General features: G+C 72.2%; 20 protein-coding genes. 11 read left to right on the top strand and 9 right to left on the bottom strand.

The genetic code is table 11. From position 1 onward, the window contains the following. Window positions 1-40 precede the first annotated feature (40 nt). From MUY22_RS40265 to fusA, 3 genes are all read left to right on the top strand, one after another. Window positions 41-1687, top strand: coding sequence for a CdaR family transcriptional regulator (locus MUY22_RS40265; RefSeq protein ID WP_247052424.1), 1647 nt, complete (start codon window positions 41-43; stop codon window positions 1685-1687). 284 nt (window positions 1688-1971) lie between these two features. Next, window positions 1972-3411 (top strand): M4 family metallopeptidase, encoded by a 1440-nt coding sequence (locus MUY22_RS40260; RefSeq protein WP_247052423.1) that lies wholly within the window; start codon window positions 1972-1974, stop codon window positions 3409-3411. A gap of 315 nt (window positions 3412-3726) precedes the next feature. Further along, complete coding sequence (fusA, locus tag MUY22_RS40255; RefSeq protein ID WP_247052422.1) at window positions 3727-5673, top strand: elongation factor G; 1947 nt, start codon at window positions 3727-3729, stop codon at window positions 5671-5673. A 49-nt stretch (window positions 5674-5722) separates the two neighbouring features. Here fusA and MUY22_RS40250 read toward each other — a convergent pair whose 3' ends face one another. The 3 genes from MUY22_RS40250 to MUY22_RS40240 all read right to left on the bottom strand — a co-directional run bounded on the left by MUY22_RS40250 (window position 5723) and on the right by MUY22_RS40240 (window position 8618). Then, on the bottom strand, window positions 5723-6928 hold the full coding sequence (locus MUY22_RS40250) for a cysteine desulfurase-like protein (protein ID WP_247052421.1): 1206 nt from the start codon (window positions 6926-6928) through the stop codon (window positions 5723-5725). Between the two features lie 19 nt (window positions 6929-6947). Further along, window positions 6948-8069: an acyltransferase gene (locus MUY22_RS40245; protein WP_247052420.1), complete on the bottom strand. Its 1122-nt coding sequence runs from the start codon at window positions 8067-8069 to the stop codon at window positions 6948-6950. Between the two features lie 324 nt (window positions 8070-8393). After that, window positions 8394-8618 (bottom strand): hypothetical protein, encoded by a 225-nt coding sequence (locus MUY22_RS40240; protein WP_247052419.1) that lies wholly within the window; start codon window positions 8616-8618, stop codon window positions 8394-8396. Window positions 8619-8744: 126 nt separating this feature from the next. Here MUY22_RS40240 and MUY22_RS40235 point away from each other — a divergent pair, with 126 nt between their 5' ends. Next, a complete protein-coding gene (locus MUY22_RS40235; protein WP_247052418.1) occupies window positions 8745-9983 on the top strand; it encodes a glycosyltransferase 87 family protein in 1239 nt (412 codons plus the stop codon). Here the strand turns inward: MUY22_RS40235 and MUY22_RS40230 are convergent. Further along, complete coding sequence (locus MUY22_RS40230; RefSeq protein WP_247052417.1) at window positions 9934-10359, bottom strand: DUF4383 domain-containing protein; 426 nt, start codon at window positions 10357-10359, stop codon at window positions 9934-9936. The genes MUY22_RS40235 and MUY22_RS40230 overlap by 50 nt on opposite strands. A 106-nt stretch (window positions 10360-10465) precedes the next feature. Between MUY22_RS40230 and MUY22_RS40225 the strand changes: the two genes are divergently transcribed. Beyond that, window positions 10466-10915 carry an SRPBCC family protein gene (locus MUY22_RS40225; protein ID WP_247052416.1) on the top strand — a complete coding sequence of 150 codons (450 nt, stop codon included), beginning with the start codon at window positions 10466-10468 and terminating at the stop codon, window positions 10913-10915. On the opposite strand, the gene MUY22_RS40220 is transcribed toward MUY22_RS40225, so the two are convergent. Together MUY22_RS40220 and MUY22_RS40215 are read right to left on the bottom strand one after the other, a co-directional pair. Next, window positions 10897-12102: an FAD-dependent oxidoreductase gene (locus MUY22_RS40220; RefSeq protein ID WP_247052415.1), complete on the bottom strand. Its 1206-nt coding sequence runs from the start codon at window positions 12100-12102 to the stop codon at window positions 10897-10899. The genes MUY22_RS40225 and MUY22_RS40220 overlap by 19 nt on opposite strands. After that, a complete protein-coding gene (locus MUY22_RS40215; RefSeq protein WP_247052414.1) occupies window positions 12099-12527 on the bottom strand; it encodes a nitroreductase/quinone reductase family protein in 429 nt (142 codons plus the stop codon). The genes MUY22_RS40220 and MUY22_RS40215 overlap by 4 nt, the downstream gene beginning before the upstream one ends. A gap of 91 nt (window positions 12528-12618) precedes the next feature. On the opposite strand from MUY22_RS40215, the gene MUY22_RS40210 reads away from it, so the two are divergent. From MUY22_RS40210 to MUY22_RS40200, 3 genes are all read left to right on the top strand, one after another. Then, complete coding sequence (locus MUY22_RS40210; protein ID WP_247052413.1) at window positions 12619-13068, top strand: MarR family winged helix-turn-helix transcriptional regulator; 450 nt, start codon at window positions 12619-12621, stop codon at window positions 13066-13068. Window positions 13069-13152: 84 nt separating this feature from the next. Further along, on the top strand, window positions 13153-14271 hold the full coding sequence (locus MUY22_RS40205) for a DICT sensory domain-containing protein (protein WP_247052412.1): 1119 nt from the start codon (window positions 13153-13155) through the stop codon (window positions 14269-14271). Window positions 14272-14540: 269 nt separating this feature from the next. Further along, window positions 14541-15608 carry a hypothetical protein gene (locus MUY22_RS40200; protein WP_247052411.1) on the top strand — a complete coding sequence of 356 codons (1068 nt, stop codon included), beginning with the start codon at window positions 14541-14543 and terminating at the stop codon, window positions 15606-15608. Between the two features lie 15 nt (window positions 15609-15623). Here MUY22_RS40200 and MUY22_RS40195 read toward each other — a convergent pair whose 3' ends face one another. After that, entirely contained in the window at window positions 15624-16160 is a 537-nt protein-coding gene (locus MUY22_RS40195; protein WP_247052410.1) for an EF-hand domain-containing protein, read from the bottom strand. A gap of 128 nt (window positions 16161-16288) precedes the next feature. Beyond that, on the bottom strand, window positions 16289-16882 hold the full coding sequence (locus tag MUY22_RS40190; RefSeq protein WP_247052409.1) for a TetR family transcriptional regulator: 594 nt from the start codon (window positions 16880-16882) through the stop codon (window positions 16289-16291). A gap of 60 nt (window positions 16883-16942) precedes the next feature. Here MUY22_RS40190 and MUY22_RS40185 point away from each other — a divergent pair, with 60 nt between their 5' ends. Next, a complete protein-coding gene (locus MUY22_RS40185) occupies window positions 16943-17818 on the top strand; it encodes an SDR family oxidoreductase (protein ID WP_247052408.1) in 876 nt (291 codons plus the stop codon). Here MUY22_RS40185 and MUY22_RS40180 read toward each other — a convergent pair. After that, entirely contained in the window at window positions 17794-18795 is a 1002-nt protein-coding gene (locus tag MUY22_RS40180) for a glycosyltransferase family 2 protein (RefSeq protein WP_247052407.1), read from the bottom strand. The genes MUY22_RS40185 and MUY22_RS40180 overlap by 25 nt on opposite strands. A 178-nt stretch (window positions 18796-18973) precedes the next feature. Here MUY22_RS40180 and MUY22_RS40175 point away from each other — a divergent pair, with 178 nt between their 5' ends. Together MUY22_RS40175 and MUY22_RS40170 are read left to right on the top strand one after the other, a co-directional pair. Further along, window positions 18974-20404 carry an aspartate aminotransferase family protein gene (locus MUY22_RS40175; protein ID WP_247052406.1) on the top strand — a complete coding sequence of 477 codons (1431 nt, stop codon included), beginning with the start codon at window positions 18974-18976 and terminating at the stop codon, window positions 20402-20404. Then, window positions 20398-21447, top strand: a complete 1050-nt coding sequence (locus MUY22_RS40170) for an NAD(P)-dependent oxidoreductase (protein WP_247052405.1) — start codon at window positions 20398-20400, stop codon at window positions 21445-21447. Before MUY22_RS40175 ends, MUY22_RS40170 begins: the two co-directional genes overlap by 7 nt. The last annotated feature ends 9 nt before the right edge of the window (window positions 21448-21456 follow it).

The following is a 21456-nucleotide window of genomic DNA, read 5'->3' as shown; positions in this document are numbered from 1 at the left end:
CGACGAACTAGGCTGGCAGCGACACGCCTAGCTTCGGGAGGTGCTCGTTTCCGTGAACCTGCGCCCGCACGCCAGCCTCGGCCGCGTCCTCGACGACCTGGGCGGCACCCTCCTGGACCTGGTGCTCGGCGACGGCGACCGGACCGGCGGCATCGGCGGCGTCGCCATCCACGACCCCCTCGACGAACCGGCGCTGCCGCAGCACGCCCTGGTGCTCGGCGTCGGCCTCGGCGACCCGGACGAGGTCGTCCGGCAGCTGCGGATCCTGGCCCGCCACGACGCCGCGGGGCTCGTCCTGCGCGCGCCGGTCACGGTGACCGACGCGGTCCGGGCCACCGTCGAGGAGACCGGCGTCGCGCTGCTGTCCCTGACGCGCGGCGCGTCCTGGACCCAGCTCGCGGCGATGCTGCGGTCGCTGCTGGCCGAGGGCGACGTCGGCGACGCCGAGCCGGAGACCCTCGCCGGGCTGCCGTCGGGCGACCTGTTCGCCGTGGCCAACGCGATCGGGGCGCTCATCGACGCGCCCGTCACCATCGAGGACCGCCGCTCCCGCGTGCTGGCCTTCTCCGGGCGGCAGGACGAAGCCGACCCCTCGCGCGTCGAGACCATCCTCGGCCGCCAGGTCCCCGAACGGTTCGCGCGCATGCTGTCCGACCGCGGCGTGTTCCGCGAGCTCTACCGCACCGACAAGCCGGTGTACGTCGACCTGCCCGTCGAACGCCTCGACGGGCTGACGATGCCGCGCGTGGCCGTCGCCGTCCGGGCCGGCGACGAGATCCTCGGCTCCATCTGGGCCGCGGTGTCCGAGCCGCTGACCGCCGATCGCACCCAGGCCCTCTGCGACGCCGCCCGCCTGGTGGCGCTGCACATGCTGCGCGTCCGGGCGGGCGCCGACGTCGAACGACGGCTGCGCGCGGACCTGCTCAGCACGGCGCTGGAAGGCGGGGCCGCCGCCCGCGAGGCGCTGAGCCGGCTCGGCCTGGCCGACCAGCCCGTCGTCGTGCTGGCGCTGGCCGTGCTCGACAGCGGCGAGGCCGCCGACGCCGGCCTCGCCACCGAGCGGCAACGCCTCAGCGACGGCCTGGCCATGCACCTGAGCGCCGTCCACCCGCGCTGCGCGGCGGCCCTCGTCGGCGACACGGCCTACGGCCTGGTCCCGGTGAGCCGCGACGCCGACGGCGAACAACGCGCGATGCGCATCGCGCGGGACTTCCTGGACCGGGTGGGCGACCGCGTCCGCGCGGTCGTCGGCATCGGCCCGGTGGCCCGCAGCGCGGCCGAGCTGCCGGAAGCGCGTGACAGCGCCGACCGCGCGTTGCGGGTGCTGCGCACGGGCAGCGGCGCGGGCCGCCGCGCCGCGCTGCTGGCCGACGTGCACGTCGAGGCGTTGCTGCTGGAGCTGCAGGACCTGGTCGCCGCCCGGGGTGACCGCCCGACCGGGACGGTCGCCCGCCTCCTGGAGTACGACGAGCTGCACCACGCCCACCTCGTCGAGACGCTCCGGGCCTGGCTCGACGCCTTCGGCGACGTCATCGCCGCGTCGGCCGCGGTCCACGTCCACGCGAACACCTTCCGGTACCGCCTCCGTCGCCTGGCCGAGGTGGGCGGCTTCGACATGACGGACCCGGAAGCCCGCTTCGCGGCGATGCTCCAGCTCCGAGTGGTCGCCCCACCCCCGACTTCCTGAGCGCCGCGGGGCATCACGCGTGTCCCCAGGGGCATCACGCGTGCGCGAAAAGGCATCACTCGTGTTTCCCGGGGCATCGCAGTGATGCCCCCGGCAATCACGCGAGATGCCTCTCTGATCACGCGTGATGCCCGACGGAGTCCGAAATGTCGGTGATTTAGCAACCGTTACCTGACATCAAATGGTCAGTTACCTACTTTCAGCCGGTGTGCTCACCCTTCGGGGCATGTGAACCTGCACGGACTTCACGTCAGGTGATCAAACCTTCCACGGAGGTGTACCGGGTGTCACGCAAACGGGTCATCGTTGGGACAGCGACAGCGAGCGCTGCCCTCGTCGCGGTATCGCTGGTCGTGACCGGCTCGCCGGCGTCCGCGACCATCGCGCAGCCGTCGATGCACGCGATGAACGCCCAGGCGATGCCGTTCGGCAGCGTGCTGCGGTCGCAGCAGGAGATCGGCGGGGTGCCGGTCTTCGGCGGGCAGACCGTCCAGGTCCGCGACAAGGCGGGCGCGGTGCTCACCACGCACGGCCGGACCACGAAGAAGACCGAGGGGATGTTCCCGGCGAGCGACGCGGGTGCCGCCGACGCGGCCATCACCGACGTCGCCAAGCGCACCGGGCTCGCCAAGACCGCGCTGACGGCCGACGCGCCGCGCGCCTACTGGTTCGACCCCACGCTCGGCGGGGCGAAGGGCGACAGCGTCGCCGTGCCGACCTACCAGGTCACGGTGCACGGCCGGAAGTTCCAGGACAAGTGGACCGAGGTCGTCAAGGCCGGCACGCCGCAGGTCCTGACCTCGTGGTCCGAGGTCCGCGAGGCGAACCGCGACGTCTGCGACGCCAACCGCAAGGTCGTCAGCGGCACCACCGACTCGGTCCGCTGCGGCACCGCGTTCGACGTCGCCCGGAAGGAAGGGGCCGCCGAGTCGAGCGTCGAGGACGTCAACCACGTCTACGACTTCTTCGGCCAGGCCTCGGACTTCTACTCGAAGTACGTCAACGTCGACCTGACCGGCCTGATCGGGGCCGACTACAGCGACGGGACCGGCAAGGCCCTGCGCGGCACCGTCCGGATCTGCGTCGACGGCGAATGCCCGTTCGCCAACGCCTTCTGGGACGGCGAGCAGATGGCCTTCGGCGAGGGCGTCACCACCGACGACATCACCGGCCACGAGCTGACCCACGGCGTCACCCAGCACACCTCCGGGCTCAGCGGCGGCCAGGCCGACTCGATCAACGAGGGCCTCTCGGACGTCTTCGGGAAGTTCATCGGCATCACCTCGAACGACCCCAACGACACCGGCGGCAACCGCTGGCTGCTCGGCGCGGGCTCGTCGCTCGGCGCGATCCGGAACATGCAGGACCCGCGCTCGTCGCTGTCCCCGCAGCCGGACATGGTCAACGGCCCCGGCTGGGAGACGAACAACCCGGACGAGCACATCAACGACGGCGTCGTGAACAAGGCCGACTACCTGATCACCGACGGCGACACGTTCAACAACCAGACCGTGCGCGGCCTCGGCCTCGACAAGTCGGTCCAGGTCTGGTGGGGCGTCGAGAACACGCTGACCCCGAGCGCGACGTTCAAGGACGTCGGCGAGGCCCTCAACTCCTCCTGCGCCGCGCTGGCGAAGGCGGGCACCGCGGGCATCACCGACGACGACTGCACCCAGGTCGCCAACGCGGTGAAGGCGACGCAGCTCGACCAGGACCCCAGCTGATCCCGAGCTGACCCTCCGAAAGGCCACCCCGGCAACCGTCCGGGGTGGCCTTTCGGCTGTCACGGCCGGAAAACCGGTTGGTGCCCGGCGGGGCCGTCGCTACGCTGCCCCGGAACCGCACACCCGCGCCGAACGAGAGGAGACCGCCATGCGTCCGCGCATCGCCGTCTCCCGTTCGCGCTTCGAGGTGATCCTGGTGTCTTCGGGCCCGCGGTGCCGGCCGCGCGGCTGACACCGGACCCGTGACACACCTTTGTGGACAGTCACGCGGAATCGCGCTGCCCTGAACCGGATCTTCCGCAAAAGGACCGCACCGTGCGCACCTCGAACTTGAACAACGTCCGCAACCTCGGCATCCTCGCCCACGTCGACGCCGGCAAGACCACCGTCACCGAACGGATCCTGCACCGCACCGGCGTCATCCACCGGACGGGCGAGGTCCACGACGGCACCACCGTCACCGACTTCGACCCGCAGGAACGCGACCGCGGCATCACCATCTTCGCCGCGGCCGTGAGCTGCGCGTGGGCCGGCCACCGCCTCACCCTCATCGACACGCCCGGCCACGTCGACTTCACCGACGAGGTCGAGCGCTCGCTGCGGGTGCTCGACGGCGCCATCGCCGTGTTCGACGCCGTCGCGGGCGTCGAGCCGCAGAGCGAAACCGTGTGGCGCCAAGCGGATCGGCACGGCGTGCCGCGGATCGCGTTCGTCAACAAGCTGGACCGCGCGGGCGCCGACCTCGACGCCGCCGTCGAGTCGATCCGGCGTCGCCTGCACCCGGCGCCGCTGGTCGTGCAGCTGCCGATCGGGCGCGAGGACGGCTTCACCGGCGTCGTCGATCTCGTGCACCTGCCGGCGGGCGCCTCGGCCGAGGCACGACGACGGCGCCGGGAGCTGGAGGAGGCCGTCGCCGAGCTGCACCCGTTGGCACTGGACGAGTTCTGCGCCACCGGGACCGTCTCGGCGGAGACCCTCGAGAAGGCCCTGCGCGACCTGACCCGCACCGGCGACGGTCTCGTGGTGCTGTGCGGCTCGGCCTACCGCGACCGCGGGATCGAGCCGCTGCTCGACGCCGTCGTGGCCTACCTGCCGTCACCGGCGGACGTCACGCCGGTGCGTGGTGACCGGCCGGCCGACCCGGCGGCGCCGCTGGCCGCGCTGGTGTTCAAGGTCGTCGCGACGGCCACCGGCCGGCTGACGTCGGTCCGGGTCTACTCGGGAACGCTGCGGAAGGGGGAGCAGGTGCTGGACGCCGGAACCGGGCGCACGGAACGGATCGCGCGCATCCTGCGCGTCCAGGCCGATCGGCACGCCGAAGTGGAGACCGCGGTGGCCGGCGACATCGTCGCGCTGGCCGGGCCGAAGGCGGCCCGCGTCGGCGCCACGCTGTGCGTGCCGGGCGACCCCGTGCTGCTGGAACCGCCGGTGGCGGCGGACCCGGTGGTCTCGGTGGCCGTCGAGGCGCGCCGGTCGGCCGACGGCGAGCGGCTGGCCTCGGCGTTGGCGCGGCTGGCCGAGGAGGACCCGTCGCTGGTCGTGCGGACCGACCCGGAGACCGCCCAGACGCTGTTGTCGGGGCTGGGCGAGCTGCACCTGGAGGTCGCGGTGGAGAAGCTGCGGCTGACGCGCGGCCTCGAAGTCGCGGTCGGGCGCCCGGAGGTCGCCTACCGGGAGACCGTCGTGCGCGGGGTGTCGGGGCTGGTCTACCGGCACGTCAAGCAGGACGGCGGCGCCGGGCAGTTCGCCCACGTCGTGCTGGACGTCGAACCGCTCGACGAGGGGTTCGAGTTCGCGTCGGCGATCGTCGGCGGGCGGGTGCCGCGCGAGTACGTGCGCGCGGTCGAAGCCGGCTGCCGCGACGCCCTGGCCGAGGGTCCGCTGGGCGGGCACCCGGTGACCGGCGTGCGCGTCACGCTGGTCGACGGCGCCACGCACGTGAAGGACTCGTCGGAGCTGGCGTTCCGCGCGGCGGGCCGGTTCGGGCTGCGGGAAGCGTTGCGTGCCAGCGAGATGCGGCTGCTGGAGCCGGTCGCGTCAGTGGTCGTGACGGTGCCGGACGACGTCGTCGGCGGCGTGCTCGGCGACCTCGCGGCGCGCCGGGGCCGGGTGGCCGGCTCGGCCGTGCGGTCCGGCACCGCGGTGGTCACGGCCACCGTGCCGCTCGCGGAGCTGTTCGGCTACGCGAACCGGCTGCGCAGCCGGACGCAAGGCCGTGGCACCTTCACGGCCCGCCCGTCCGGTTACGCCCCGGCGCCGTAACGGTCGTGAGTGCGTAACAGTGTTAAACCGCTGTTACGCACTCACGACCTCAGCCGACGGCGAGGGCGGCGACCCCCGCCACGAGGCGGTCGACGTCGGTTTCCGTGGTGTACGGGGCGATCCCGGCCCGGACCGCGCCGACGTCGTCGATCCCGAGGTGCCGGGCGGTCTCGATCGCGTAGAAGGTGCCCGCGGGTGCGTTGACGCCTTGTTCCGCCAGGAAGCCGTACGCCGCCGTCGGGGCGACGCCCTCGACCGTGAACAGCACGGTCGGCGTGCGGTTCCGGTCCGGCGCGCCGTACCGGGTGACGCCGGGAATGGCGGCCAGGCCTGTTTCCAGGCGCGTGAGCAGCAGGTTTTCGTGCTCCTCCAACGCCTTCAGCGACCGGGCGAGCCGATCGCGGCGCAGGCCGGGGCCCTCGACGAGGTTCGAGAGGAAGTCGATGGCCGCCGTCGTCCCGGCCAGCAGCTCGTACGGGAGGGTGCCCAGCTCGAAGCGCTCCGGGACGACGTTCGTCGAAGGCAGCAGCTTGTCCGGGTGCAGCGTCTCCAGCAACGCCGGCGCGGCGGCGACCACCCCGAGGTGCGGGCCCAGGAACTTGTACGGCGAGCAGGCGTAGAAGTCCGCGCCCAGCGCGGCGACGTCGACGATCGCGTGCGGGGTCAGGTGGACGCCGTCGAGGTAGAGCAACGCGCCGGCGTCGTGCACGGCCGCCGCGATCGCGGGCACGTCCGGCCGGGTGCCGAGCAGGTTGGACGCGGCGGTGACCGCGACGAGCCGGGTCCGCTCCGACAGCAGCCCGGCGACGGCGTCCGTCGCGAGCACCCCGGTCGCGGGGTCGAAGTCCGCCCAGCGCACGGTCGCGCCGACGGCCTCGGCGGCCTGCACCCAGGGGCGGATGTTCGCGTCGTGGTCGAGCCGGGTGACGACGACTTCGTCGCCGGGGCCCCAGTTCTTGGCCAGCGTGCGGGCGAAGTCGTAGGTCAGCTGCGTCATGCTCCGGCCGAAGACGACGCCGTCGGAGGACGCGGCGAGCAGGTCGGCCACGGCCTGGCGGGCCCGGGCGACGACGTCGGAGGCGCGCCGTTCGGCGGGGGTGACGAAGCCGCGGTTGGCGATCGCCGAACACAGCGTCCCGGCCACCGCCTCGCCGACGACGTCGGGGACCTGGGACCCGCCCGGTCCGTCGAAGTGGGCGGCGCCTTCGGTCAGCGCGGGGAAGTGCTCGCGGATCTTCTGCACGTCGTAGGCCACGCAGCCAGCATGCCGGGTATCAGTGGAGCTGGCGAGCCCTCGTGGGCACCGGCGGCGGGACCGCGGGCCGCTTGGGCGCGGGCGCGCGCAGGTGCCGCCGCAGTCGTTGGGTCGGTTTCTCGACGTAGCTCCAGGACAGCTGCCCGACGACGTAGGCGCTCGGCAGCGCCAGCAGGATCAGCAGCCACACCTCCCGCACCCCGGCGAAGATGAACAGCTGCTGGATCGGGAAGCCCCAGATGTAGGTGCCGTAGCTGCCGTAGACCCACGGCCCGGCCGCCTCCAGCCGCTTCGGCCAGTGCATCGCCAGGGTGATCGCGCCGTAGGCCGCGCTGAGCGCCAGCGCGTACCGGCTCGCCGGCGTCTGGCTCAGGCCGAGGTAGGCGGCGAACAGGATCCACGCGTACAGCGGCCGGAACGGGATCTTGCCGCGGTAGCTGTGCAGGATCACGCCGATCACGAACGGGACCAGGAACGACACCGTCGACCCGATCGGCACGACCAGCAGCGAGCCGCCCAGGCCGTGCTGCTCGAACGTCGCGTGCAGCACCGTGTCCGTGTAGACCATGCCGCCGAGGACGAGGAACAGGAACCAGCGCGGCATCCCGATCAGGATGATGATGCCCACGACGAGGACCAGCGCGTACCCGAGCAGCTCCATCGGCAGCGTCCAGAGCGCGCCGTTGACGGAGAACGGGTACGGGTTGCCGCTGAACACCCCGGGCAGCTCGTGCTGCATGTAGAACAGGACGGTCGTGCCGACGAGGTAGCGCCAGGTCTGGATGTGCGTCCAGTAGTCGTGCGCCGGCCAGGTCGTCACCAGCGGACCGATGACGAACACGGTCACCAGCAGCACCACGACCAGCGGCGGCATGATCCGCAGCAGCCGCCGCGCGGAGAAGCGCCACCACGACGGGTCGCGCGCCCAGCTGTCCTGGATCTGGTAGCCGCTCATCGCGAAGAACCCCATCAGCGCGATGTAGCCCGGCGACATGTGCCAGGACGCGGGGAAGATCGTCAGCCGGTCCGGGTGCAGCAGCGGCATGCTGTGATCGACGATCACGGTGATCGCGCCGATCATCCTCAGCCAAGCGAAACCGATGTTCGGGTCGGCGTGAATCTTTGGCGAGGTCTTCGGCACGGTGGCCGATGTTAGCCCATCCGTCTGGTGGGGTTACGCCGAACGGGGCGGAAATCCCGGTGACCCGTCAACGGCCCCGGTTGCGTGCGTGGTTGCGGGCCTGCCGCTGGTTGTGACGGCGCTTCGGACAGCTCGGCGCAGCGCCTCCAGGCCAGTGGCCTTGGCGTCGCCGCGGCGGAAGATCCGCCGGCGAGGAGGCCGTCCACCGCCACGAACACGGGAGCACATCCCCGGAACCGCGTTCTCGCACGGCCCGGACGAGGAGGTAGTTCACCTCCGCGGACACTGCGTCACATCAGCGGCCTGTCCGGCCCGGCGGCCGGATCAACGGCCCCGGTTGCGCGCGTGGTTGCGGGCCTGCCGTTCGTTGCCGTGCTTGTAGTTGCCCGTCGCTTTCGCCATGACCAGCTGCGGGTCGTCCTTCTCGACCGCCGCCAGGAAACGCGCCGCGGCGCCGCCGCGGAGGGTGCCGGCGGGACGGCCGTGGTGGGTGATCGTCACGGTGCCGCGCTCGTCGACGTCGTAGGCGAAGCCGCCCGGAATGCCCATCGGCCCAGGTTGGCCGGTTCGCTCACGCTCGGCAACCGGATTTCCCCGGGGTGCATCCGGGGGATACCCGGATGGCGCAGTCCCGGGGAACCGCCAGAATGCGGGGAGAGACGAAGGGGGAGCGGGGTGCGGCGGTGGCTGGGGAACAAGTACGTGCTGCTGGGGGCGCAGCTGCTCCTGCTGGTGCCACTGCTGGTGTCGGTCACCGGCGGCCGGTTGCGGTTCCCCGCGTACCGCGTCGACCTGGACGTCTACCGGCTGGGCTCGGCGGCGCTGCTGCACGGCGACGCCCTCTACGGCACGCTGCCGCGGACCCAGGACGGGCAGTTCCTGCTGTTCACCTACCCGCCGTTCGCGGCGATCGTGCTGACGCCGCTCACGGTCCTGCCGTACTGGCTCGCCTGCCTCCTGCTGACGCTGCTCACGCTCGGCCTGCTGGCCGTGGTCCTCTCGACGGTGCTGGGCGCGCTCGGCGTGCTGCCACCGGGGCTGCGCGGCTGGCGCCGGATCACGGCCGTGCTGCTGCTCGCCGAGGTGCTCGAACCGGTCCTGCGCACGGTCTACGCGGGCCAGATCGACCTGCTGCTGCTCGCCCTCGTCGTGCTCGACGTCCTGGTGGACACCCCGAAGTGGCCGCGCGGCCTGCTGATCGGCATCGCCGCCGCGGTGAAGCTGACCCCGGCGGTGTTCCTGCTGTACTTCCTGCTGCGCCGCGACACCCGCGCCGCGGTGACCGCCGTCGTGACGTTCCTGGCCGCGACGGCGCTGGGCTTCCTGCTCGCCGGCGCCGACTCGGTCCGGTACTGGACGGGCGCGCTCTGGGACACCGGCCGCGTCGGCGAGCCGACCTACGCCGGCAACCAGTCGCTGCTGGGGCTGCTGGCCCGGCTCGGCGTGCCGGCCGACGCGCGGACCGGGTGGTGGCTGGTCCTGGTGGCGGTGGTGCTCGTGCTGACGGCGTGGGGCGTGCGACGCGCGCTGGCCGCGGGGGAGCGCACCATCGCGCTCGGTGTCAACGCCGTCGGCGGCCTGCTCGTCTCGCCGATCTCCTGGACGCACCACTGGGTGTGGGCCGTGGTCGTGCTGCTCGGCTGGGCGGAGCTGGCGCGCCGCACCCGGCGCCGTGGCTTCGCGGTGTTCGCCGGGGTGGGCGCGGTCCTGTTCGTCGCGGGCCCGCAGTGGTGGTGGCCCCGCGGGGAGCAGGTCGAGCGCCACTGGACCTTCGTCCAGCAGCTGACCGGGAACGGCTATGTCCTCTTCGGACTTTCGCTGCTGCTCGCCGCGGTGCTGATGCGGTTCCCGGGCCCGGAGTTCCTCACCGCTCGCCCGGCGGTGCGTACCGGAGCCAGCCCGCTCCGAGGATGACCATCGCCGTGCCGAACCCCAGTGCGAGGCAGACGCCGGCGCCGTTCATCGGCATGACGTCGGTGACGGCGTCGGGCAGCGGGAACAGGCCGGCGATCCCCAGTACGACGTAACAGATCCCGCCCACGAGCAGGAACCGGCTCGCCAGCCCGGCGGACCGGGTGCAGAACACGGCGGCGGCGCCGGTCAGCAGGTGCACGAGCGTCCACACCCCGGACACGGCGAACACGCCGAACAGCTGGTTGTCGGCGGTGACCCCCGGGATCAGCTCGCACGCGCCGAGCACGAGGAACAGCAGGCCGATCAGCATGCCGATGCCCTGCACGGGGGCCGGTCCGGGTTTCGGCACCGGGGCCGCGGGTTCGATGGGCGTCATGTGATCCGGGTTCCCCGCCGGTGGCCGTGTCAATCGCGCCACGGGGTGTGGACGCACCGCGCGCGGGTAACCCGCCCGGGACCGCGAACGCCCCCGAGGAGCCCCGATGACCGAGTACCGGTACACCGCGACCGCCGACCTGCCCGCCGACGAGCTGTTCTCCTTCCTCAGCCACCCGGAGAACCTGCCGCGCTACTTCCCGGCGATGAAGGTCGCCCAGCCGACCGGTGGCGAGAGCGTGCACGTCGAAGCCGAGGTGCACGGTCACCGCGTCGAGAGCGAGGCGTGGCTGCACACGGACGCGGCCACGCGCACGCTGACCTGGGGTGCCGAGGGCCCGGACGACTACCACGGCGAACTGCGCGTCGCGGACGCCGGAGCGGCGTCGGCCGAGATCACCGTCACGCTGCACAGCGTCCGCGAAGCCGACGGCGGTGAGGTCCAGAAGGGGCTCGAGCAGACGGTCGCGGCGATGACCCACGCGGCGTCGGCGGACGCCGACGTCGACGCGGCCGAGAGCCAGGGCGGCTGGGCGTCCTACGACGAGAGCCGCTGAGCCAGGACGGACTCGTCGAGTTCCGGCGGGTGCGGGCCGTAGGCGTTGCTGCGCGCGCCGCGGGTGCGCAGCGCCGGGATCGCGAACAGCGCCCGCAGGAATCCCGGCGGTGCCGCGCTCTTGCCGCGGGCGCGGGCCGCGGCGGACCGCTGTTCGACGCGCACCTGGTCGGCCTGGACGCGTTCGATCGCCCGGATCCGGTCGGCCTGCACGGCGGCCAGGTCCGGGGTCTCGCCCCGGCGCAACGCCGGGACCAGCCGGTTCGCCGCCGCGACGGCGTCCTGGATCGCCATCAGGATCCCGTTGCCGCCGACCGGGGAGATGACGTGCGCCGCGTCGCCGAGCAGCAGCAGGCCCGGCCGGTGCCAGCGGTCGACGCGGGAGATGTCGACCGACAGCAGCGTGGTCTGCGTGAAGCCGGTGAGCAGGTGCGCCCGGTCGGCGAGCCACGGCACCCGCTCGCGCAGGAACGCGCGGATCGGCTCGACACCGCCTTCGCGCAGCGCGGCGTAGGAGCCCTTCTCGATGCTGTAACCGACCTGCCAGTCGTGGACGCCGCCGAGGACGCCGACGTAGGCGTCGCGCCCGAAGTACAGGTCGAGGTCGGCGTCGCCCGGGTCGGCGGGGGAGCGCGGCAGCCGGAACCAGAGCAGGTCCGTCGTGGCGCCCAGCGGCTTCGCCGGCAGCCCGGCCAGGCGGCGCACCGTGGAGAACCGGCCGTCGGCGCCGACGACGAGCGACGCCGTCAGCTCGCCGCCCCGGTAGCGGACGCCGGTCACGGTCCCGGCGTCGTCCTCCAGGAGCCCGGTGACCTTGGCGCTCGTCCGCAGGGTGAACGTCGGCAGCGCGGCCGCGCGTTCGGCGAGGAAGTCGAGGAACCGCACCTGCGGCATCAGCGCGACGTAGCCGAACGGCGTCGGGAGGCGGTCGTAGTCGGCGCAGCTGTACACCCCGCCCGGGGTGTGGAAGCGGAACGAACGCGCCTTGAAGTGGTCGAGTTCGAGGAGATCTGCGGCCAGGCCGAGCCGGTCGAGCAGTTCGAGGGTGTACGGGTGCAGGGAGTCGCCGCGGAAGTCGCGGTCGAAGCCGGCGTGGGACTCGAGGACGGTGACCTCGACGCCGGCCCGGGCGAGCAGGTAGCCCAGCACCAGCCCGCCGGGACCGCCGCCGACGACGGCGACGCTCATCGATTGTCCTTGTCCGACAAGCGGAAGACCGCCATGGCCGGCAGGTGCTCGCGAATCTGGGCGGGGGTCGCGTCCTGCGCGACGGGGAACGCCTTGATCGCCCACGGCACCGACATGGCCGCCAGGTACGTCCCGACGACGTCGGCCGCCTCCGCGCCGCTCGCCTCCTCGGCGTGGCACTCCTGACGTCCGTCGGCCGACAGCAGGGCGCACTCCGGCGTCCCGACGAGGTTGGCCACCCAGTCGCGGTCGCGGACGGGGGAGACGAGGTAGTGCTTCCCGGACCGGGCGACCACTGCGAGCGGGACCTGGCGCGGCGTGCCGGTGCTGCGGCCGCGCGTCTCGACCACGCGCAGCGCGTACCCGCCTTCGGGCGGCGTCTCGGCGGGGGCGTCGCTCAGCTTCGCCGCCATTTCGGCGTTCATCGCACGGATGTCCACGGAGGTGCCTCTCGTCGGGGTCGCTAGACAATCTAGCAACATTCGCTAGATTGTCTAGCGACCCTAGGATGGCCGGGTGGAAGACAGCTCCGTCGCGTTGCGGGTGAACCTCGCCCTGCGGGAACTCCTGGCGCTCGCGCACGACGTGCAGCAGGCCCTCGCCCGGCGGCTCGCGCTCGGCCCGACCGATGTGCAGGCCCTGCAGCACCTGGCGGGCGGCGGGCCGATGGGTACCGTCGACCTCGCGCACGCGCTCCGGATCCGCTCGGCGTCGGCCACCGTGCTCGTCGACCGCCTCGAAGCCGCCGGGCACGTCCGCCGCGGCCCGCACCCGAGCGACCGGCGCCGGATCACGCTCACCGTCACCGACCCGGCGCGCGCGGAAGTCCGGGCCGCGCTGGCACCGCTCGTCGACGCGATCACCGCGCTCACCGACGGCCTCGAACCGGACCACGCCGAGAGCGTCGCGCGTTTTCTGGGCGCCACCACGGAAATCCTGCGTTCCTACGCCGCCGGGCCCGGCTGACGTTCACTCCATTGTGTGGCTAGCCGGTCACGGCGAGTTCTTCTACGGTGGTTGTCTCCCTTCCCCCGGCGAGAGCGATCCCCGATGCCCGACGTGTCCTCGGCCCGCGCCGGCGTGCTGTCCAAACGCGCGCTGGTGACCGCGTCCCACGCGGTCGAACGCGCGGCGCTGGCCGAAGGCACCGGCGCGGACACCGTGGTGTTCGCGCTCTTCCAGCGGCTGCCGTACTTCGAGCGGGAGCGCGAGGTGTACGCGCGGATCGCGCGGACGGCGGCGGTCACGGTCGTCGGCATGGTCGACTCGGGCCGCCCGGACCTGCCCCACGGCGTCACCCCGGTGCTGCTGCGCCCGGACGAGCCCATGGCGCGCGAGTGGTCGGTCGCCGTCCTGTCGCCGACGTTCGGCGCGTCCGTGGTGGCGCAGGACCTCGACGACGTCGACCCGCAGGCGACGTCGGTCGAGTCGGCGCGGCTGTTCCGCGGCCGCTGGGGCCTGCGCCGCGACGAGGCGTACGCCGAGATCGTCCGGCTGCGCGACGCACTGGGCGACCGCCTGCCGCCCGCGGTGCGGCACAAGGTCGGCGAAGTCCTCGCGTCGGTGGCCGCGCCGGCGGCGGTCGACGTCGAAAGCCGGGCGGAGGCCGCACTGCGGCACGTGGCGTCGCGGCTGGAGGCGCTGTCGCCGGCGGCCGCGGGACCGGTCGACGCGGAGACGGGGCTGGCGACGCTGGCGGGCATCACGCCGTGGCTCGGCGACGCGACGGACACGGTGCCCCTGGGTTTGGTGCTGGTGACGGTCGACGACCTGACCGCGGTGGAACGCCGCCACGGTAACCGGATCCGCATGCACACCGAGCAGAACATCGCGGACCTCCTGCGTGACGGCCTGCGCCCGCTGGACCGCGCGGTGCGCCTCGGCCCGGGCGAGTTCCTGGTGGTGCAGCCGGTGGTGGGCCCGGACGAGCTGACCGACCGCAGCCTCCGCCTGGAACGCCGGCTGGCGGCCCTGCACGCGACGTACCCGTTCGTCGACCTGCACCCCCGCACGACGACGATGCTGACCCGCCGCCGCCCGCTGCCGTTGAACACGCTGCGAAGCCGGCTGCGCCACATCCCGGCGACGACGCTGTGGCCCCCGAGCCAGGGATCACTGCCGATAGCACCCCGCAGCCCAGCCACCCGCGGCGGCGGCTGGTTCCGCTGAGGCAACCCGGACCAACCGGCGCCTCCGGATTCGGGCTGAGTAACTTGCGTTGCTGCCAGCTTTCCCCTGCGGATGTGCCGCTCACCCCCTGACGGTGCCACTTGCCGTCGACGGTGCTGGTACCCGGCATTGCCAGGCCGCGACCGTTTCCGTGGTCCGGAAATGACTGACCACGCCCGGGTCGGAAAGCACCGATCGGTCGAGAGCCAGGCCGGCGGCGAACCGGTAACGTCGGTGACCGGTTCGCCGTCGAGGGAGGGGCTTGTCTCGTGCCGTACACCCATTTCCGGTACATCGCCTACGAAGTGCCGACGGCGACCAACCGCACCGACATCGCCGGGCCGACGCTCGCCGGACTGCCGCCCGGCGGCCTGTGCGACGCGATCCCCGACATTCCGGTGGCGGGCCCGCGCGGGACGACGGCCGACTGGTTCGTGCGGCTCCGCCGGCTGGCCGCGGTGGTGCACATCGCGCAGATGAACGTCCGCGACACCGACGACCCGTCGACGCTGAAGGTGTTCGTGGCACCGGAGTTCTACTTCCGGCCGGCCAACCCGGCCACCCACCACACCTACTCCACCGAGGAGTACCTGGCCACGTGGGACGCCCTGGACCGGATGTTCCACGCCGTGCGCCTCAAGAACTGGCTGATCGTGCCGGGTTCGGTGCTGTGGCACTCCGACACGATGGTCCAGGGCAAGCGCACCTTCTACAACTCCGTGTGGCACATGCGTGGCGGCGTCGGCACCGGCGAGGCGCGGCGCATCGAGAAGCGGTTGCCGTCGGGGCTCGACGGCATCCCGATGGCCTTCGCGGTGGGGAAGACCGCCGAGCTGCAGGCGGCCTACGCCGAGAAGGAGCTGGTCCGGGAGCGGTTGTTCGAGGTCGACGCCAACACCAGCGTCGGCGTCGAGATCTGCCTCGACCACGCGGGCTCGGTCCAGGTGCTCAAGAAGACGCTGGCCGAGCGCCAGGGCGACCCCACCGACAGCTGGAAGCGCGGCGGCCCGTCGCTGCACGTGCTCACCGCGGGCGGCATGCCGATCGTGCTGGGCTCGGTCGTCGCCCGTCCCGGCGGTTATCTCCTGCGCAACGACGGTTACGCCGACCCGCCGCTGTCGGAGCTGCGCAAGGTGACCGGCTACCGGCTCGCGAGCGGCGCGCCGGCCCAGGCCTGGACGGACAAGTCGATCGCCACCCTGGAGCCCGATCCCGCCGACGCCTTCGAACTCCCGCTGCGGGGCGACGCGCTGCTGGTCCCCGGCCTGCCGGGGCCGGGGACGTACGACATGCCGGCCCAGCGGCTGCGGATCTACCCCGCGAAGCCGTTGCCCTGAGCCCGGAGGGGCGGGTCAGCCGAGCAGCCGGATGTCCGACCGTCCGTAGTGGAACTCGCGGACGGCGATGACGAGTTCGCCGACGGTGAGGCGGCCGTCGCCGTCGAGGTCGATGCGGTCGAACGTGGCGTCGGAGTCGGCGTCGCTCAACCCGACCGCCGGGCCGAGCCAGCGGCGCAGCTCCACTTTGCTCACGTACCCGTCGCGGTCGGTGTCGCACAGGTCGGCGATGGCGGCGATGGTCGGGCGGAGCAGGTCTTCGAACCCGTTGTCGCCGCGTTCGTACATCAGTTCGCGGTTGGCGGAGAGGTACTGTTCCTGGTTCATGGCGCCGTTCGGGCCGACGCCCGCGGCTTCGGCCTGGCGTTGGTACATCGCGAGCAGGGCGTCGCGGACGGCCCGGCCGCGGTCGCTGGTCGTGGTCTCGCCGAAGGCCTCGACGATGCGGCGGGCTTCCGCGTCGTAGTCGGTGCGATCGATGACGCCGTCTCCGTTGGCGTCCCACTTCTCGAATCGCTGGACTTCGTGCTCGGTCCTCAGGGCGGTGGTCATGGTTCAGAACTCTAGGACCGGTGGCCGGTATCGGGCAGTCGCACGAAAGGTGGACCGGATCGCCGACGGTGTTTCCCTGGCGTGTCGGCACTTCACGGACGGTGAGCCGGCCCGGAAAGCCCGACGGCTCAACGGGGATTTCCCACGGCCCGCACCGCGCGGTCGTACAGCTCGGCGAGGTCGGCGGCGCCGTCGGACTTCGCCCAGATCTGGCCGGCGACGTCCAGGCAGGCGATGGCGCTGGCGACGATCGCGTCGGCCGCCGGATCGGACGCGTCGTCGGCGTCGACGCCCAGCCGTAGCCGGATGTTCGGGACGAGCTGCTCCTGCCACTGAAGGTGCTTCTCGATGCTTCGCGCCCTCAGCGATGGAGTGTCGTACATCATCTTGGCGATCTTGAGCCCCACCTCGGACTGCAGCCCTTCGCCGTCGACGCGCCAGAGTGCTTCCCGCAACGCCTCCCAGGGCGGCACCGACACGGGAATGCTCTCCAGGATGTCGCGCACGAGCGCGCCCTGGTTCGCCAGATCGCCGAGGACGATGTCCTCCTTCGTCCCGAAGTAGCGGAAGAACGAGCGCCGCGAGATGCCCGCGGTCGCCGCGATCTGATCGATCGTCGTCCCGTCGAACCCCTGCTCGAGGAACAACGTCATGGCGACGCGCGTGATCTCCGCGTACGCCGCCTGGCGCGATCGGGTCCAGAGGTCGTCCTGCTTGGCCATGGACGCGATCATACACCGAGCGCCAGTTTGACACTGAGTGTCAGACGGGCATACGGTGAAATGGCCAGCCGGCCGATCAACCCCTGGGAGAACCTGATGCCGCGACCGGACTACCGCCGCCAGACCGTCATCGTCACGGGAGCCAGTTCCGGCATCGGCGCCGCGTTCGCACACGCGCTGGCCGCCCGGGGCGCGAACCTGATCCTGGTGGCGCGCCGGCTGGACCGCCTTCGGCAGCTGGCCGCCGAACTGGAGCGGAAGCACCAGGTCACCGCGACGGCGATCGCGCTCGACCTCACCTCGCCCACGGTCGGCCCGGACCTGAAAGCGGCGGTGGCCGACGCCGGCGTCACGGCGACCAGCCTGATCAACAACGCCGGGTTCGGCACGTTCGGCGAGTTCGCGGGCGAAGACCCGGCCCGCCTGACCCAGGAGATCGCGGTCGACGTCTCCGCCCCGGTGCAGCTGAGCTCCGCGTTCCTGCCGGACATCGTTGCGGCGCAAGGCTTCCTGATCAACGTCGCCAGCATGGCCGCCTACACGCCGACGCCGCGGATGGCCGTCTACGGCGCCACGAAGGCGTTCGTCCTCAGCTTCACCGAGTCGCTCTGGGCCGAGCTGCGCGGCAGCGGAGTCATCGCGTTCGCCCTGTCCCCGGGCGCGACGAGCACCGAGTTCAACGCCGTGGTCGGCACCGACGACGCCACCGCGGGAGCCAAGGCGCGCACCCCCGAGAACGTCGTCGCCACCGCGTTGTCCCACCTGGAGAGCCGCAACCCCGGCCCAAGCACCATCGACGGCCGATCGAACCGCATGGGCGCGACCTTCAGCCGCCTGATGCCCCGCCGGGCGGGCGTCACCATGATGCACCGGCTGACGGATCCGTCGCGCCGAGCGGACACGAACGGCCCTCAGAGAGTGGCCGGCTGCTCGTAGAGGCGGCGGAACGTCCGCGACGTCGTCCACTGCGCCACCCCGGCCACGGCGCCGGCGATGATCGTCAGGTTGACCAGGTAGTGCACCCCGGCGAAGAAGACGACGAACACCCGGCCGCGCTGCCGCCGGACGAATCCGTACATCCCGCGGTCGCCGGCGATCGAGGCGGCGATGAGCAGGCCGGGTGCGAGCAGTCCCCACGGGCCGGCGAACGCCGCCGCCAGCGCCGGGACCGAGGCCGCGGCGGCCAGGCTCGCCCACGCCCGCTCCCGCGTTTCGAAGCCGGTGGCGAAGTGCCGGGACCGGGCGTACAGCGGGATGCGCAGGCGGGCCCGGTGGAAGAGCTTGCGCAGCAGCACCCGCAGGCGCCGGTCGTGCGCGTGCTTGCCGCGCACCTCGGGGGTGAGCCGCAGCCGGTAGTGCCGCGACAACCGGTGCCCGAAGTCGACCTCCTCGGTCTGCTTGAGCCGCGGGTTGAACCCGCCGATCTCGTCGTGGACCTTCGCCGGGATCGCGCACAGCGACGGGAACAGGAACGACACGGTGCCCTGGGAGCTGAGTGACCAGTAGTGGTACTGCAGCCCGCGGTACTGCGCGATCAGGGTGGGTTCGACGAGCGGCTCGGGATCCTGGATGCCGCACACCGCACCCGTGCCCGGCTCGGCTTCGAGGATGCGGACGGCGGTGGCGACCGCGTCCGGGGCGAGGGCGACGTCGGAGTCGACGTAGAAGATGACGTCGCCGCGGGCGCGGGCCCGGCCGGCGTTGCGTGCGACGCCACAGCCACCGTTGACGCCGGTGGCGACGACGTGCGCGCCGTGCGCGCGGGCCACCGCGACCGAGTCGTCGGTGCTGCCGTCGTCCGAGACGATCACCTCGAGGTCCGGGTGGGTCTGGGCCGACAGCGCCGAGAGGCACTGAGGCAGCGTGCGGGCGCCGTTGTGGTTCGGCACGACGATCGAGACCAGCTGCCCCATGGCAGACCTCCAGCTGCTCGGTGAAGAGTGGCTCCACCAGTGCAGCCGAGGCGCCTGCCACAACCCTCTCACCGGGATCCCGCACCGCCACCCGGGCCGTGAGAGGTCCGCGAAAGCGGCCGAAGAGAGCCCCCGCCCAGTGTCGGAACTCCTGACGCAATCCGACTGGGAGGGATCGATGCCGCACCTGATCACCCTGGAGCAGGCCGAACGGCTCGACGTCGGCGAGGTCCACGAGCTCTATCGCAAGTACGTCAACAAGTCGCAGGTCAAGCTGATGACGTCGTTCGGTTTCGGCCGCGAGCTGGTCGACCGCGCCGAGGGCGCCCACCTGCACACCCGGGACGGGCGCACCGTCCTCGACTTCACCGGCGGGGTGGGCGTGCTCAACCACGGGCACAACCACCCCCGGATCGTGGCCGCGCGGAAGCGCTTCCAGGACCAGTCCCGGATGGAGGTGCACAAAACCTACTTCTCGCCGTACCTGGCGGCGCTCGGCCACAACATCGCCCAGGTCCTGCCGGCCGACCTGAGCATGTCGTTCTTCCCCAACTCCGGCGCCGAGGCGGTGGAAGGCGCGGTGAAGCTCGCCTACAAGTACCACCGCGGCAAGCGGGGCCGCGTGCTGCGCGCGGACATCGCCTTCCACGGCAAGCTGCTCGGCTCGGGCGGGCTCACCGGCGGCGCGCCGGACCAGTTCGCCTTCCCGACCATCCCCGGCATCGGCACGTTCCGCTACGGCGACCTCGACTCCGTGCGCGACGCGATCGCCGCGGCGCGGCGGCCCGGTGGTGGCTGCGACGTCTACGCGCTCCTCATCGAGCCGTTCAGCGCGTCGACGATGAACCACTGTTCCGCGGAGTTCCTCTACGGGCTTCGGGAGCTGTGCACAGCCGAGGACATCATCCTGATCTTCGACGAGATCTACACCGGCTGGGGCAAGACCGGCTCGATGTTCTACTTCATGCGCCACCCCGGGCTCGTGCCGGACGTCGTGACGACGTCGAAGTCGTTCGGCGGCGGCAAGTCCTCGATCTCGGCGTTCGTGGCGCGCGAACCGGTGTTCCGCAAGGCCTACGACAGCATGCGGGACGCCCTGCTGCAGAGCACGAGCACGACCTACTACGGCTTCGGCGAAGAGGCCGTGACCGCGCTGGAAGCCGTCGAGATCGCGGTGACCGACGACTTCCCGGCCCGCGCGCGCCACCTCGGGGACCTGCTCGGTCCCGGGCTCGAGCGGATCCGGAAGGCGCACCCGGACGAGGTCGCCGACGTCCGCGGCGCCGGCGCGCTGCACGGCGTGTTCCTCGCCGGCGGGCCGAAGCTGCTCGACCTGATCGGCAAGCTGGCGCCCGTTTCCCTGGCGAAGGACCCGTTGCTGCGGACCAAGCTCATCACGTGCGCGGTGATCGACGCGCTCTACCGCGACCACGACATCTACACCTACTACACGCTCAACGGCCGGAGCCCGCTCGTGGTGAGCCCGCCGCTCGTGACCGCCGACGCCGACGTCGAGCGCTTCCTCGACGCCCTCGACGCCGTGCTGGACCAAGGCATGTCCCGTTTGCTGACCCGTTTCGTCCAGGAGAAGGTGAGCCGGCTGTGGTGACTTCCAACCTGCCCGCGACCGTCGTCGTCACCGGCGCCGCCGGAGTGCTGGGCTCGCGCCTGGTCCAGCGGCTGCTCGACGAGGGCTGCCGTGTGCACAGCGTCGACCTGCGTGACATCCCGGCCGCGCCCGGGCTGCGCCACCACATCGGCGACGTCCGGGATCCCCGGGTGATCGCCGACGCGATGACCGGCGCCGACGCCGTGGTGCACTGCGCCGCGGCGCTGCCGAGCTACCCGGCCGACGAGATCCGCTCGATCATCGTCGGCGGCGCGCGGAACGTGCTGGGGACGGCGGTTTCCGCGGGCGTCACGCGGGCCGTGCACATCTCGTCGACGTCGGTCTACGGCCTGCCCAAGACGGTGCCGACGCCCGAAAGCCACCCGTGCGAGCCGGTCGACACCTACGGCGCGGCGAAGGCCGAGGCCGAGGAGCTCGCCGGGCGGCTGCGCGCCGACGGGCTGTGCCTGACCGTCCTGCGGCCCAAGACGTTCGTGGGCACGGGCCGGATGGGCCTGTTCGCGATGCTGTTCGAATGGGCGGCGGAAGGGCGGCACTTCCCGGTGCTCGGCCGCGGTGACGTCCGCATCCAGATGCTGGGTCTGGACGACCTCGTCACGGCCGTGGTCACCGCGCTGGTGGCACCGCGCGAGATCGCCGACGACACCTACAACATCGCGGCGGACCGCTTCGGCACGATCCGGCAGGACTTCCAGGCCGTGCTCGACGCGGCCGGGCACGGCAAGCACGTCGTGCCGATCCCGGCGCGGCCCGCGGTCGCGGTGCTCGGGCTGCTCGAACGCTGGAAGCTGTCGCCGGTCTACGGCCGGCTGCTGCACAAGCTGCTCGACGACTCGTTCGTCAGCACCGAGAAGGCCGCGCGCCGCCTCGGGTTCGTGCCGCGGCTGTCGAACTCCGAGGCCCTGCTCGAAGCCTTCACGTGGTGGCGGTCCAACCGCGTCCAGACGCCGGTGGCGCAGGGCGTGACCAGCCGTGAGCCCTGGCGTCAGGGCGCGCTGAAACTCGCCAAGGTCTTCTTCTGACGGGGGAGG

Source organism: Amycolatopsis sp. WQ 127309 (genome assembly GCF_023023025.1).
In the GTDB taxonomy this organism is placed as follows: Bacteria; Actinomycetota; Actinomycetes; order Mycobacteriales; family Pseudonocardiaceae; genus Amycolatopsis.
The sequence above is the reverse complement of the archived record's forward strand: the minus strand, read 5'-3'. Positions and strand labels throughout refer to the sequence as shown.

Bases quoted from the DNA above. Each gene is read 5' to 3' on its own strand.
- MUY22_RS40240 (WP_247052419.1), bottom strand. From the start codon at position 8,618: ATGGGCATTCCGGGCGGCTTCGCCTACGACGTCGACGAGCGCGGCACC.
- MUY22_RS40230 (WP_247052417.1), bottom strand. From the start codon at position 10,359: ATGACGCCCATCGAACCCGCGGCCCCGGTGCCGAAACCCGGACCGGCC.
- MUY22_RS40225 (WP_247052416.1), top strand. From the start codon at position 10,466: ATGACCGAGTACCGGTACACCGCGACCGCCGACCTGCCCGCCGACGAG.
- MUY22_RS40220 (WP_247052415.1), bottom strand. From the start codon at position 12,102: ATGAGCGTCGCCGTCGTCGGCGGCGGTCCCGGCGGGCTGGTGCTGGGC.
- MUY22_RS40215 (WP_247052414.1), bottom strand. From the start codon at position 12,527: ATGAACGCCGAAATGGCGGCGAAGCTGAGCGACGCCCCCGCCGAGACG.
- MUY22_RS40205 (WP_247052412.1), top strand. From the start codon at position 13,153: ATGCCCGACGTGTCCTCGGCCCGCGCCGGCGTGCTGTCCAAACGCGCG.
- MUY22_RS40195 (WP_247052410.1), bottom strand. From the start codon at position 16,160: ATGACCACCGCCCTGAGGACCGAGCACGAAGTCCAGCGATTCGAGAAG.
- MUY22_RS40190 (WP_247052409.1), bottom strand. From the start codon at position 16,882: ATGGCCAAGCAGGACGACCTCTGGACCCGATCGCGCCAGGCGGCGTAC.
- MUY22_RS40185 (WP_247052408.1), top strand. From the start codon at position 16,943: ATGGCCAGCCGGCCGATCAACCCCTGGGAGAACCTGATGCCGCGACCG.
- MUY22_RS40180 (WP_247052407.1), bottom strand. From the start codon at position 18,795: ATGGGGCAGCTGGTCTCGATCGTCGTGCCGAACCACAACGGCGCCCGC.
- MUY22_RS40175 (WP_247052406.1), top strand. From the start codon at position 18,974: ATGCCGCACCTGATCACCCTGGAGCAGGCCGAACGGCTCGACGTCGGC.